The organism is Methanobacterium spitsbergense (assembly GCF_019931065.1).
Classification (GTDB): Archaea; Methanobacteriota; Methanobacteria; order Methanobacteriales; family Methanobacteriaceae; genus Methanobacterium_B; species Methanobacterium_B spitsbergense.
The window spans coordinates 1-14913 of the sequence record NZ_JAIOUQ010000015.1 but is presented as its reverse complement, the minus strand read 5'-3'; the positions used below and the strand labels follow the sequence as shown (position 1 = coordinate 14913).

The 14913-nt window shown below is 29.1% G+C and carries 11 protein-coding genes; 4 read left to right on the top strand and 7 right to left on the bottom strand.

From position 1 onward, the window contains the following. The first annotated feature begins 761 nt into the window (after positions 1-761). The 3 genes from K8N75_RS12300 (at position 762) to K8N75_RS12290 (ending at position 7343) form a co-directional block, all read left to right on the top strand. Entirely contained in the window at positions 762-2819 is a 2058-nt protein-coding gene (locus K8N75_RS12300) for a histidine kinase dimerization/phosphoacceptor domain -containing protein (RefSeq protein WP_223792351.1), read from the top strand. 184 nt (positions 2820-3003) lie between these two features. Further along, positions 3004-6297 (top strand): PAS domain S-box protein, encoded by a 3294-nt coding sequence (locus K8N75_RS12295; protein ID WP_223792350.1) that lies wholly within the window; start codon positions 3004-3006, stop codon positions 6295-6297. A 689-nt stretch (positions 6298-6986) separates the two neighbouring features. After that, positions 6987-7343, top strand: a complete 357-nt coding sequence (locus tag K8N75_RS12290; protein WP_223792353.1) for a response regulator — start codon at positions 6987-6989, stop codon at positions 7341-7343. 1071 nt (positions 7344-8414) lie between these two features. Here K8N75_RS12290 and K8N75_RS12285 read toward each other — a convergent pair. The 7 genes from K8N75_RS12285 to K8N75_RS14310 form a co-directional block, all read right to left on the bottom strand. Beyond that, a complete protein-coding gene (locus K8N75_RS12285) occupies positions 8415-8786 on the bottom strand; it encodes a hypothetical protein (protein ID WP_223792349.1) in 372 nt (123 codons plus the stop codon). After that, complete coding sequence (locus tag K8N75_RS12280) at positions 8777-9103, bottom strand: hypothetical protein (RefSeq protein WP_223792348.1); 327 nt, start codon at positions 9101-9103, stop codon at positions 8777-8779. Before K8N75_RS12280 ends, K8N75_RS12285 begins: the two co-directional genes overlap by 10 nt. A 495-nt stretch (positions 9104-9598) precedes the next feature. Continuing rightward, positions 9599-11209 (bottom strand): metallophosphoesterase, encoded by a 1611-nt coding sequence (locus K8N75_RS12275; RefSeq protein ID WP_223792347.1) that lies wholly within the window; start codon positions 11207-11209, stop codon positions 9599-9601. 388 nt (positions 11210-11597) lie between these two features. Next, the gene (gene rnc / locus K8N75_RS12270) at positions 11598-12248 is read right to left on the bottom strand and encodes a ribonuclease III (protein ID WP_223792346.1); all 651 of its coding nucleotides are present in this window, start codon (positions 12246-12248) and stop codon (positions 11598-11600) included. 537 nt (positions 12249-12785) lie between these two features. Then, positions 12786-13091: a hypothetical protein gene (locus tag K8N75_RS12265; RefSeq protein WP_223792345.1), complete on the bottom strand. Its 306-nt coding sequence runs from the start codon at positions 13089-13091 to the stop codon at positions 12786-12788. 89 nt (positions 13092-13180) lie between these two features. Further along, positions 13181-13825: a hypothetical protein gene (locus K8N75_RS12260; protein ID WP_223792344.1), complete on the bottom strand. Its 645-nt coding sequence runs from the start codon at positions 13823-13825 to the stop codon at positions 13181-13183. Between the two features lie 68 nt (positions 13826-13893). After that, positions 13894-14025, bottom strand: a complete 132-nt coding sequence (locus tag K8N75_RS14310; RefSeq protein WP_420830726.1) for a hypothetical protein — start codon at positions 14023-14025, stop codon at positions 13894-13896. A 205-nt stretch (positions 14026-14230) separates the two neighbouring features. Between K8N75_RS14310 and K8N75_RS12250 the strand changes: the two genes are divergently transcribed. Continuing rightward, on the top strand, positions 14231-14722 hold the full coding sequence (locus K8N75_RS12250; protein WP_223792343.1) for a rubrerythrin family protein: 492 nt from the start codon (positions 14231-14233) through the stop codon (positions 14720-14722). The last annotated feature ends 191 nt before the right edge of the window (positions 14723-14913 follow it).

Genomic DNA, 14913 nt, shown 5'->3' with positions numbered 1-14913 from the left:
GCCTATGGGAACCCTTTGACGCTGCCGGCCATCCTTATTATAACAACATATACACTATATATTATTAAATAATCAATAACTAACTTATTTTATCATTATCATAATTTATTTTTAAAAAAAAATCATATTCATAATTATTAGGTTTTATAATTTTTTAGATATCTTTCAAGTTTAGATAATGATATAAGGTATGTTTCATATAGATTGAAAAGCAGTTAGAAAACTGTAATACTTGAATTTGTGAATAAATAATCACTGTCATATCATTACGACTGGTGCCTACGGTCCTCTTAAGAGATTGGCTGAGCCTACTATGAATAGGAGAAACCCAGCACTGGACAGACTGCCTGCTTCGAGGGTTGCTAGGGGAGGAATGATGGTGAGCTACCAATGAACCAATGAGTTAGTATGCAGGCAAAATACTATTTCAAAGTCAATAGTTTGTAATGATCTTAAAAAACTATGGAAAAAGTTGAAAAACAGAGTTTCAAACCAATATATCTGATACTGATGGATTCTATAATATATCCGTACAAAAATGAATAATAATGACAGTATTAATTATTAATCTACAGATAAATTTAGGGGTATTATCTTAATGAGTGTATACTTTATTTTGTTATGTTTATGGTATTGTTCTTAAATCAGATTTTAATAAGTTTAATATTAAAATAATCTGAAACTATTTATGATATGTTCATTAATTTTAATTTGTTAAGTAATATATTGAGGTTAAATTTTATTTTGGAATGTATTGTAATATGGTTAGTAAGCCTTTAATATCAGTTAAAAATATTTTTATAATTGCTTTTATTATTGTAATTAGTTTTATGATCCTTACAATATTGTTGAGTAACGATTCTACACTGAGGATGTTTTTTGGTGATCTTTTCCCCATTGTAATTGATTTGTTGGTTGTTTTAACCTTGTTTTATGCAGCTATTAGGTCTGTTTATTATGGTAGACGTGTGCAAATGGCTTGGATGTTTATAGCATTAGCATTTTCTTTTTATACAATTGGAGATATATTATGGGCTATATTAGAGCTTGGATTTAATCAGAACCCTTTTCCATCTGTAGCTGATGGTTTTTATTTAATTTTTTATCCGCTTTTTGCTATTGGTATTTATTATTTATCCAAATTTTCTTTCAGTAAGAGTGAAATGCTTAAAATATTTTTAGACATGGGAATTATTTTCATTGCTGTTGGACTCATATTTTGGACTTTTTTAATTATGCCAACTTTTTCAAGCCAACAAAACTCATTTGCTAATATAATATCTGTAAGTTACATAATTGGAGATTTCTTATTATTTTTTGTTTTATTAAGATGGATTTATAGTAAGTTTGATGATTATTTTGTGCCAATATTATTTCTGAGTATGGGTATTTTGTTTATGATTATTACTGATAGTTTTTATGCGTATCAAACATTACAAGGAACTTATATATCTGGCGGTTTGTTGGATACGGGATGGATAATAAGTTTTATTATGGTTGGATTAGCTGCATTTTTACAAGCGAGTAACGAAAAAATAGATTTGAAAAGATATTCTAAGATAATAATTTGGATCCAGAAATCTAATTTAATTTCTTATTTGCCTTTTATTTGGGTGTTAATCGCATTTATACTACTTTTATGGGTTAATGACAATCAATCCGAATCAAATTATCAGTTAATTAAATTAGTTGTAGGATTAATCATTTTTCTAGTAGTTATTCGTCAATTTATCACATTAAAAGAGAATAAAAATCTTTTAGTGGTAGCTGAAAAGGAAGTTGAATCCCGTAAAATCGCAGAAAATGAAGCTCATGAAAGTGAGATCTATTATAGAGCTATTTTTGAAAATACTGGAACTGCAATTATTATGATTGATCAAGATATGACAATTTCACGTGTAAATTCAGAGGTTGAAAGATTAACAGGATTTTCCAAGGAGGAGATAGAAGGTAAGAAAAAATGGACTGATTTTGTAGTGGAAGAAGAGTTAGATAGAATTAAAGGATATTATGATCTGAGAAATGATCCAAATAAACGTCCTAGGGAATATGAAACAAAAGGTCAAGATAAAGAAGGGAATATAAAGGATATTCTGGTTACTGTTGTAACTATTCCAGATACTCAAAAGCTATTAGCTTCTCTTATTGATATCACCAAAAGTAAAAATGCTGAAAATCTAATTAAATCATCATTGAATGAAAAAAACATCCTTCTGCGAGAGATTCATCATAGAGTAAAAAATAACATGCAAATAATTTCGAGCCTCCTAAATCTGCAGACAAGATATACAAATGATGAAAAAGCTGTTAATATCTTAAAGGAGAGCCAGAATCGTGTTAGATCAATGGCTATGATACATGAAAAACTTTATCAATCTAAAGATTTATCCCATATCAATTTTATCGATTATATACAAAGTTTGGTTTCAAAATTATTTTATTCTTATAATATAGAAGAAGCCCGAATAAAGCCAGTACTTGAAATAGAAAATGTAAATTTGAATATGGAAACTGCAGTTCCATGTGGACTAATAATAAGTGAACTCATATCTAACAGCCTAAAATATGCATTTCCCAATGAAATGAAAGGCAATATTCACATTACACTTAAATCTGTTGATGATAAATATGAACTTATCATCAGTGATAATGGTATAGGATTACCAGCTGACTTTGACTTAAACAAACTAGAATCCTTAGGGCTTCTACTAGTAAATACTTTAATTGAACAAATTGATGGAAAAATCACAATCAACAAAAGCCACCCAACACAATTTAAAATCACATTCAAAGAATTAAAATACAAAGAAAGAATTTAAAATATAATATTTTCTAATTCAGATGTCATTTGTAGAGTCATATGCAGCTAAAATCTGACTTTACAGCACGTTATTGAAACCAAACAAAAATGTCAAATTAATTAATAAGTTAATTATCATTTTTCATCTATTTACTATAATAACAAATAGGGGTTTGTATATAGAAGGTAATAGGTTATTTATAATGGCAGATGTTAAAATTCTTTTAGTAGAAGATGAGAACATCGAAGCCTTGGATATTAAGCGAACCTTGGAATCCTTTGGTTATGAAGTTCCATACGTTGTGTCCAGTGGCGAGGAAGCTGTAGAGAAAGCTTTAGCTATTATGCCTGATCTTATTTTGATGGATATAATTCTTAAAGGTGATATTGATGGTATTGAAGCTGTTTCTAAGATTAAAGATCTAAATATTCCTGTTATTTATTTAACTGCTCATTCTGAAGAGTCCACAATTGAAAGAGCCAAACTCACAGAACCCGATGGTTATATAATCAAACCATACGACCGAACAGAACTTAAATATGCCATAGAACTTGCTATTTATAAAAATAAATTGAAAAATAAATTAAAAGATAGTGAAACCAAGTATCGTACTCTTTTTAATCAAGCTGCTGACGGTATACTCCTAATGGAAGGAGATAAATTCATAGAATGCAATGATAGGGCTTTAGAGATTTATGGTACTAATAAGAAACAATTAATAGGAAAAACACCTTATACAGTATTTTCACCGGAAGTACAGCCAAATAAGGAAATATCTGAAGATATGGCAATTAAATATATTAACAAGGCTCTTGATGGCCGTCCACAACATTTCGAATGGGAACATCTCCAATATGATGGCACACCTTTTTACACTGAAATATCTTTAAACAGACTAAAAATTAAAGGCCAATATTTGCTCCAAGCTATAGTAAGAGATATTACCGACCGAAAACAGGCAGAAAATGAATTAAAGAAAAGTCATAATAAAGAACAATTACAGGCAGAAATAATTCGTGATGCGTCTGTAAGTATAGGAATTGGTTATCCAGATGGTAAATTAGGTTTTGTGAATAAAGCATTTGAAAAACTAACTGGATACTCAGAAGAAGAATTAAAAACCATTAATTGGAATGTGGAATTAACTCCTGAAAAATGGAGATTAAACGAACAAAAATGCCTAGATGAACTTCAACAATCCAAAAAATCTGTACAATACGAAAAAGAATACATAAAAAAAGATGGTTCAATTGTTCCAATAGAACTCGTTGTAAACCCACATCTAGACACAAAAGGGAATATTGACCATTATTTTTCATTCATAACAAACATCACAGAACGCAAAGAAGCTGAAGAAGCTTTGCAGGACAGTGAAAATGAATACCATGATTTGTTTAACCATTTGAATAGTGGTATTGCAGTTTATGAAGCTGTTAACAATGGAAAAGACTTTATTTTTAAAGATTTCAACACCGCTGCAGAGAATATAGAACACGTACAGAAAGAAGATGTTATCGGTAAAAAGTTGACAGAAACATTTCTTGGTGTTAAAGATTTTGGAATTTTCGATGTATTTCAAAGAGTTTGGAAGACAGGGAAATCAGAATATTTCCCTGAAAACATATATAAAGATGAAAAAGATCTAGGAAGTTGGAGAGAAAATTGGGTATATAAACTCCCCAATGGAAAAATAGTGGCCATCTACAACAATATTAACGAACGCAAAACGGCTGAAAAAGCTTTGAAAGAGAATGAAAAAAGTTATCGTGAGTTGGTTGATAATTCCCTTGTTGGAGTTTATAAAACTAATTTACAGGGTGACATATTATTTGTCAACGATGCTATGGCCAAGATATTCCACTATGATAATATTGATGAGCTTAAAGAGAATAATATCATAAAATTATATAAAAACAAGGATGATCGAATTAAATTACTTAATAAACTAAAAAAAGAAGGTAAAGTTAATGATTACGAGTTAGAAACACGGGGAAAGAATGGCCAAAGTATTAATATGTTAGTAAGTGTTAGTTTGAAAGATGATATACTTTTTGGAATGTTTATGGACATAACTCAACTCAAAAAAGCAGAGAAAAATCTGCTTGAGGGTGAGAAAAGATTTAGGACGTTAATTAACAACTCTACTGATTTGATTCGCATCCTTGATAAAAAAGGATATATAATTTATGATTCTCCTTCATCAGAAAGTATTCTTGGCTATCCTGAGGGTTCACTTATAGGTAAGAGTCCTCTCGAATTTATCCATCCTGATGATTTGGAGAGGGTGAAGAATGATTTAGCAGAAGTTTATGAAAACCGGAATCCTGGAATTCCTACGGAGTTCAGAATTCGAAAAGCGGATGGGGAATACCTCCATGTAGAGTCAATCTCTCAGAATATGATACATGTTCCTAATATTGAAGGTATCGTAGTAACAACCCACCCTATTCAACAACGTAAAGAAATGGAAGATACCCTACGTGAAAGTGAAGAAAAATACCATACCCTTTTTGAAACAGACCCCAGTTATACCCTACTGATTGGAACCGATGGAATTATTCAGGATGTTAATAAAGCAACAAGCGATATAACCGGCCTATCACGGGAAGAATTAATTGGAAAGCACTTTATTAAATTGGACCTGGCAATTCCCGAAGATATACCAGTCTATGTTGAAAATATAACCCAAATATTAAAAGGAGAACAAATAAAACCATTCGAATCCCAATTCAGAGATAAAAATGGAAAAATTCGTTGGGGGTTCATAACTTTAACTCCCATAATCAAAGATAAGAGCATCTCCTCTATTATGGCAATTATCAGTGATTTTACCGACAGAAAAGTTGCCGAAAACCAATTAAAAACCACAATCAAAGAAAAAGAAGTTCTCCTCCGGGAGATCCATCACAGGGTCAAAAACAACATGCAGATCATCTCCAGTTTGTTGAATTTGCAGACCCAGCATGTGGAAGGAGAAGAAACCATTAACGTATTGAAAGAGAGCCAGGGACGGGTGAAGAGCATGGCCATGATCCACGAGAAACTCTACCAATCACCTACTTTCAATGAAATCAATTTCAAAGAGTATATTAGGAAACTTGTCTCCGACATATTTTATTCTTATGGAATCAAAGCAGGCACCATTGAATCAGTATTAAATATTGGAGATATTAACATTAATATCGACACTGCTATACCTTTAGGACTAATCATCAATGAATTAGTAACTAACAGCGTCAAATACGCATTTCCCCAATCAGAAGGAATCATAACTGTCAAACTCAGTTCCCAAAGAGACCAACTGGAACTCATCATAGCTGATGACGGAATTGGATTTTCAGAAGATATTGATATTGAAAATACTGAAACTTTGGGTCTTCAGTTGGTAACTACCCTTGTGAATCAGTTGGACGGGCAGTTGGAACTTACTAAAAAGGAAGGTGGCACAGAATTTAAGATAATTTTTAAAGAATTGAAATATAAAGAAAGGTCTTAAAAAAATTATTACTTTCTCTTGTATACAGAATTTGGGGACTGCATCATTGAATGAATCGAATGTTTTCATATTTTTTAATTTCTTAGTATTTACATACTCGCCATTGAATTAAGTGATGAGGGAATCTTAAAATTCTTTTATGATCTACTGTAAATGAATTCGAACTTCGATTCGGCACATAATTGATGATTTTCTTACTCTTTAGTGTTATATAATTAATTTTCTATGATCTTTCCCTATAATTATCGTAGATGAAGAATTAATGATTTATTTCTGTAAATGAGTATGGAATTGGAATATCGTCGGAACACTTAGAAGGGATATTCACTATATTTCCCTACTTCATAACATGAAGAGTATAAAGGAACGGGGATAGGACTGGCAATTGCCTAAAAAATTGTATATCAACAAGGTGGACAGATCTGGGCAGAACCAGGATAGGTTCAACATTCTATTTCACATTACCCAATCAATGAATAACCTTTGAATTAATTCTATTTTTTTAAATTTTATTTATATAAATTATCTACTAATCCAGTTAGCTATTATGATTATTAGTATTTTTAAACTAATTTTTTTATTATTTTGAATACTAATATATCACAAAAAAAACATGAAAGTATAATAATATGTGACATTATTAATATTAATTAAAATTATATGGAAGTGTAAAAACGGTAAACTCAAAAATTCTAATTGTAGAAGATGAAATCATAATAGCCATAGATTTAAAAATGCGATTAGAACATTTGGGACATTACGTACTTGATACAGCATTTAATGGAAAAGATGCTATCATAAAAACTGGAAAAACAAATCCAGATCTAGTTTTAATGGATATACAATTAAACGGAGAAATGGATGGAATAGATACAGCTAAACAAATACATGAGCTTTATAATATTCCGTTTATATATTTAACAGGAAGCCATAATAAAATAATCATTGAAAGAGCAAAGCAAACCGAACCATCAGGTTACATATATAAACCATTTAATGACTCAGAAATACAAAACGCAATCGATAATGCAACATTACAAAAATAAACAAGAAGATATAGGCAAATTAGAACCAGTAAAAGGTTCAACAATACTGTCTCAAAGTCAATAGTTTTTCAAAAATTGGAAAGTAAACACATTAATCATAAGTTTTTGTTCACAAAAGGTGTTCACCTTGAGCAATCACTGAAAGTGATAAAGATGATGGATCTTGTTCTCGTTCTGGATAAAATTCTAAGAGTTAAATAATCCAAGATATTGAGTGTGGTAAATGTCAAACTGCAGTTCCTTGCGAATATCGCTATCCAAAGCTAATTTAATAATGAAGAAGAGATAACAAATTGAAATGTTGCCACAATTACATAGTAAAATTATGCAGGCAACATACTATATTAAAGTCAATTGTTTTTACAATAAAAAGTATTATAGATTAGGTTACCAACTACTCTGTAAAATTATTAAACCTTTTAAATCTTATTTCTTAACCAATTATTCTTTTTTTGAGTATATTCTTATGATCAGGATATGGATATTATATTCTTTTATAGTCAATATTGATGCTATAAAATTTATTATCATATTTACCAATAATCTATATCCAAGGAGTAGGATCAAATGCATAAGAGCGGAATTTTAGATCCTATTGATTATTGGTATAATAATTATAAGGCAGATTATAGCAGTAAGTACTTCTCTAACTGGGGTAACATTAAAAAAATCATAAAACATCACAGAGGTAGAATTTGGCAAATTAGAATCCAGGAAAAGTGCTTTAAATTCTATTTCAATTACCAATCTAAAAAATAACAAATTCTTTTCTTTAATGTTTTATCTAAATTAAAATTAACCTGGATTAAATGATATAATAGAAAGTTAATATATAAATAAATAGATGTGTGGCAGAGTAAACGTGTTTATTTATAGTAAAGTCTTATGTTTCATATTTAGTCTATATCAACCATCAAAGAAACATTATAAGATCACAAAGATATTTTTATCCTTTTCCATTTAATCCAATGTCCATCCTACTATCAATCATACAATGTGACAATTAGAAAATAGAATTTGTATTTTATGAAATAAATTAATGGACATTTTAATTAAAATAAATCTAGTGACCTATGGTTTATTTAGTTCCTTATTCATACTTTCGTCTATTTGGATTATAACCAACAATTTGTAAAATGCATAGATAAGAAGGACATTTGTTATTATATTTAGTAATGTTGCCAGGTTATCTATAGAAGAATAATTTGAAATTAGATTAAAAAGATCTAGGAATCTACTTATAGCAAATATCAAAACTGCAATTGCATATATCTTAAATACATTGATGTTACTGTCTAAATTAGTGAATATCAAACCTAAAGATGCTTCTTTATACTTTAAAAGATTCAAATATATTCTTAATGGGAAATAAAAAGTTGTAAATGTTATTATGAGTAATATTAATGAACTTGTGGTGTTTAGAAAGGAGTTTGTTATGTCCATTTACTTTCATCTCCCCTCATTAATTTTTGAATCGAAAATGTAAATATTAAAAGTATTAAAGCATTTAAATCCAATAAAATTTCTACAGTTATACTGTTTCCGAAAAAAACGTAATCTAAACCAGTTAAAAAGATTGAAAATGTAGCAATAACCAACAATCCGAAAAGATTTATAATCCGGTTTTTATTGAGAAAAACCATTGAAAGAGCAAATTCCTTGTTTTTGAGTACTTTGATTAGCATAAAAGAAGAATAAACTAGTGCTAATCCAAGTATGGCTCCTATTAATCGTTGAATAAAGAGATACAGTGGATCCATCCATATACGTCCGGTTAATTTAATTATATTTTCAATTTTTTTTACATATATTATTCTAATCAAAGACTTTTATTAATTTTGTTGTTGAATTACGTTAAGAAATAGAATATTTAATGGCCACAGCAAATAAGCGTGTAATATTCAAACTGAGATATATTATTTCAAATTTTCTTTTTAATGATTTTTTTATAGTTATAAAATATCAAAGGTAATTGGAATTAACTAAAATAATGGATTAGGAAATTATAAAACATTCTGTTTAAAATAGAATTGGGTTGATTTTAATAGGTCAAAAAAATCCAATTTATAGAAAATTTATTCTAATTTTTAATAAATTAGGCTAAATTAGCTAATTAAAGTATTTATATAGCAATATTTCCTAAATAAAGCCATTTGAAATTTGTTTAAGTTTATCATGTATATGTAATATGTAAATTGGAGTATATTCAAGATTTTAAAAAAAAGAAAGAGTATAAAAATTTTATTAAATATGATTTATTTAAGGTTTATGAGTGCTTGGGAATATATTTTTTTAATATCGCCACTTTCAGAATATTGATAAAGATTTACATAAGTTGGAGTTGAATCTTTGCTTTTTTGGGGGATTATGACTACAAATGTCCTAGTAAGTTCATTTTTATCAATCCAAGTACCTGAATTTACATATACATTTTTTTCATTCTTTTTATTGAAAGATGCTATTTGTCTTGCCTCATGGGAATGACCAAATATTACAATTCGTTTTTCAGAAACGGGATTATTAAAGTATTGGACAACGGATTGATCATCAAGATGGCTTGCAAAAGTTCCTTTCAAGACGGCTTCTTCAATCGGAATTTTAATAGAGACTAAATTTTTGTTCTGCCTTTCATCCCATGTTTCAATAATTCCCTTGTATAAATTTAGATCAATATAATTATTTTCAGGATTTTGGTATGGTAAAATATCATCTATTGCATAAAAATCAGTGTATCCATCGATACCTGTGTTTATAACTTTCTCATCTAATCCTTCTTTTATTGGGAAATCTGTTATTAGACTTTTCCAAACATTCCAATAAAGGAAATAACCATATTGATCCACTCCAAGTTCATTTTTATTAACAGGGGGTAAATTAATATCTTTTTTTTGGCGACCTTGAATAACTGAACTGGTTGCCATTCTTGTAAAGAAATATCCTGGGGGGAGTATTGAATCATTATGTGTTATGTGTTTGTTTGAATAATCAGGGGCACAATAAAAATTATATCTATGTCCATGTTCAATGATTATTTCTGAATAGTCTACTGGAGTATAGGCTCCTAAACCTTTAATATCGCGAGCTTGAGATATTCCAGGCATAATACTTTGAATATCATCGGAATTTATTAATAAATCATGATTTCCAGGTACATATGTCACTTTTACTTTTCCATCTTGTATTATGTTATTAAAAGCATCTATCACTGGTTTATTGTTAAATGCTACAGATTTTACGAAGTCTAGTTGTGTTTTCCCATTAAATGTATCTAAATTCATTGGAACAAACCATTCGTCAATCAGATCACCTGCTATCACCAATTCTTTTATATTAGGGGAAATCCTAACATGGTTTAGAAAATCAACCAAAACATCTCGGTTCTTGGTTATTTCAGCAAAGCTGTCGTTTGCACCTAAATGTATATCACTTATACATATTATTAACGTTCTTTCATTATTTAACTCTATAATTCCCTCTGAATTTAGATTAAATGAATAATCCATTGCAAAATAATTTGTGAATTCCTCTTTTAAAGATGCTCCGCTTAAAGATTTTACATTTTTATTTATGGAAAGTTTATATTCTTCACCTTCAGCAAATTTGACATTGTCAGATTTATTAATAAAAAGAAATGATTGTGAATTTTCATCAGCAGTTATTGTAATATTCGTTTCTACTTCTTTTCCATCAGATTTAACTTTATAAAGTTTTATTCCTTCTTGAACTGTGCTCATATCTAAATCGGCACTGAAAACTATACTTATACGTTCTGTTGGATCAATCACAGATGGATCTTCAATTTTATCCGAAAAAGGGATACTTATTTCTACATTCAAAAAATTTTTGTCTATTTTTTTAGAATCCAAAGGAAGAACCTCCTTAAATAAATTAATCTTGTACATTTAAATAAGAATATTTATCACTACATCATGAGTTAGTATCGTCAACATACATATAAAAATAATAGTTCTTGATAATTTTTAGTGATTAATAGTTGTAACTAAAGTTATTTTTTTTATTCATGAATATAAAATAAATTAGATTTATAACTATTTAGAAAATAGGCATCCATGTATATAAATGGGTACAAACAAGCATTCAAGTTGTGATCAGACTGCATTATATTCTCTAAAACATATAGATCCTCCCATATGAAATAGTAAATTTATGAATATTTGTTGTAATGGAAAGACAGTATACTGCGTTGATAGAACATAAATGGCAGAAATAAAACATCAATAACTCAAGCTCTTTTTATAATTTATCTAAGGCCATTCTAGCGGCGTTTTGTTGTGCTTCTTTTTTACTTCCCCCAACACCTGTTCCATAATTTTTTTCATTAATTATGGCCACCATTGTAAATGTTTTATTATGTGGTTCTCCTTCTTCGTTGATTAATTCGTAGGCAACTTCAAAGGCATTCTGATCACATAATAGTTTTAATTCTGATTTGTAATCAATAAAAAATGTAGATTTGTTTTCTATATGGGGTAAAACTGTTTGTGAAAGAAATTCTTTAACTGTATCCAAACCTAAATCGAGATATAAAGCTCCAATAAATGATTCAAAAACATCACTAATAACAGAATCTGTTTCTCTTCTACTTAATTCAGGTCCACCTAATTTGATATGTTTATTCAATCCCAATTCCATAGAATATGTATAAATTGCTTTTTTACAAACATAATTAGAACGCATACGAGTTAATTGACCTTCAGTTAAATTGGGATCGCTATTGTATAGGAATTCTGACACCACCAGATCCAGGACTGCATCACCTAAAAACTCTAATCGTTCATAGCATTCATTGAGATTATTTTCGTTGGAATAAGACTCATGAAGAAATGCTAGTTTATAAAGATGAATATTTTTAGGTTCAATTGAAAATTTTTTTAGTAATTTCATTTGTATCTAATTAATATTGGTTGGCAGTGGTTTATATTTTCCCTGCCGATTTTTAAGGTTTAATTCTAGAAGCGATGATTATTCAAAAAAATTAAGGATTGACTAGTATAATTCAAATAATTGTATTCTGTAAATTAGCATAATAATACAATTTATTTTAATTTTGATAAATAATAAAGTGTCAAAAACCATGTAAAAAAGAATAAAAAAAGGAAAAGTAAGGAATCTATTTTTTTAACTTATTGATGGAAAATTGAGGAATAAGAATTAACATATTTTTTAAAATGTATTCGTAATATATTGGAATAATGAAATAAAGGAACTTTATTTATGACATTAAATTCACCATAGAATATTCTAAAAAACTCGAAACAGAACTCAATACCATTCTGGGAGTAGTTTAAAATTGTATTCTCTGAAATTGTTGATGAAGTTTATTATTGGAATTGAAAGTGGAATCAAAGTCCTTAAAAAGTAAATATTGTCTATTTGAATAAAATTATAGATATTTTTTTATTATTTTTCTCTTTTTTGGTACTAAATGCTCATGAGATATCCGATAAATGCTGTCACTGTGTTAGCTGCTGCTGAGATCATAAGAGCTTTAGGATATTTTATTTTTAATAGAAACATTAATAGTATGCTTTCAATTATAATTACCGTTATTTCTACTAGATAAATATTTGGTAATAGGTTAATGTAACTGTAAGTTGCTATTGGAAGTGTTAATGAGTTTATAATCACAGAATAGAGTAGGAGCAACCATGGGTTGTCTTTTACCAATATCCATATAATTATAAATTCAATGATAACGGTCAGGATCCATACAGTTAAATAACCCATTATTTGATACCCTTTTTTGCTTTAAAGAGGATTTACTTCATAATCTTAGATTTTTAAATTTTTTTTCGCTTAAACTATAAAATCTACTTTTATGAAGATTCTTTTCTCCTATAAAGTAATATACATATTATGGCGATTGCAGCTAATAATGGTAGAATCAAGTACCATAGGTAGTCGATTATAGCGATTTGTTTGGTTTTTGTTGGAACCGGTGTTGTGTTACCGGCTTTAAATGCTTTTTCCTGGGTCGTTCCATCAGTAAAGCTGAATATAATCTTTGATTTTTCTATTTCAAGTGCGGTTTCATTCACTGATACAATTTCTAGAACTATTAGTGCACCATTAAGTTGATTATTCTGATCGACTGTTCCATAACTACCTTCAAGCTCTAAATTTGAATGTATCACATTGGAATTATTTTTAAAAAAATCTTCTATAACACCTTGGTTGTTCTGGTTTAAAGAGTCCATGTTGAATGAAGATCTTTTAACAGCGTATATTGAAGCTGTGCTTAACTTGTAAAAACTGAATTCACTTGCATTTAGAATTTCATATTGAGGTGAAGGACTGCCGTGGAGAAGAAAAACGTACATTGGAAAACTGTTGATATTAGATATTTTGTAGGAGAGTTTGATCTCCTTTTTTCCAGGTTCAATTACATCTGCATAAGCAGATGAAATATTAAAAGCTAAAATAAGCACTACTATTATTAACAGAGATATTTTAGATTTCATAATTTAATATCTGTTTTACTTTTTATTATAACTTAATAATGATAATTGCAAAAAAAAACTAAGAATAATTATTTATATTTAATCATTAATGTAGTATGAATTAGGAATACTACAGCTAAGATCATTACAATGGTAGCTCCTGAATAAAGGTTGAATATGTAAGATAACAACAAATCCAGTGTTGTAAAGACTATACCCATTATAGTTGAGAGTATCATCCAACTTTTGATCTCCTGGTGTACTGTTTTGCTATGGCTGCAGGAATTGGCAGGAAATAGTACATCAACTTTTACTAGGAAAATTAGTTTGACAAGAATATATTTAATATAGATGGAAAATTTATTATGAAGTTTTTATAAATATATAATATTAATACAAATTTAATATATTTATTGGAGGAGAAAAATGGCTACTATAGACAATTTAAAGGAAGCATTTGCAGGTGAATCACAGGCAAATAGAAAATATTTAGCTTTTGCTAAGAAAGCAGATGAAGAAGGATTTTTCCAAGTTGCAAGATTGTTTAGGGCTGCAGCAGAAGCAGAAACTGTCCATGCACATAACCATCTTACAGTAATGAAAGGCATTAATAGTACAAAGGAAAATCTCAAAGAAGCCATTGCTGGTGAAGTTGAAGAATTTAAGGAAATGTATCCTGCTTTTATAAAAGAGGCAGAAAAAGAAAACAATAAGGAAGCTCATTGGACTTTTAATGTTGCCAATCAGGTGGAAGAGATTCATGCAGATCTGTACAGTAAAGCATTGGAAGCATTGGGAGAAAATGTAGAAGTTCCTTATTATGTATGCAATTTCTGTGGAAATACTGTAGAGAAAGAAGCTCCAGATATATGTTCTGTGTGTGGTGCGCCTAAAGCAGAATTTAAGAAAATTGATTAATCCATTTTTTTCTTTTTTATTCTTAATCATTGAAATACAGGCTTTACTTTCTATATAATAATATAGAAGATCTAAATTCAACAATATGTTGCATTAATTTCTAATTATTTTGCAAATCTACAAGTCAGTAGTATAGTATGTGCTACGATTTATTTGGCGTTGGCTGGAGTGTGAAAATATCATTCTATGAA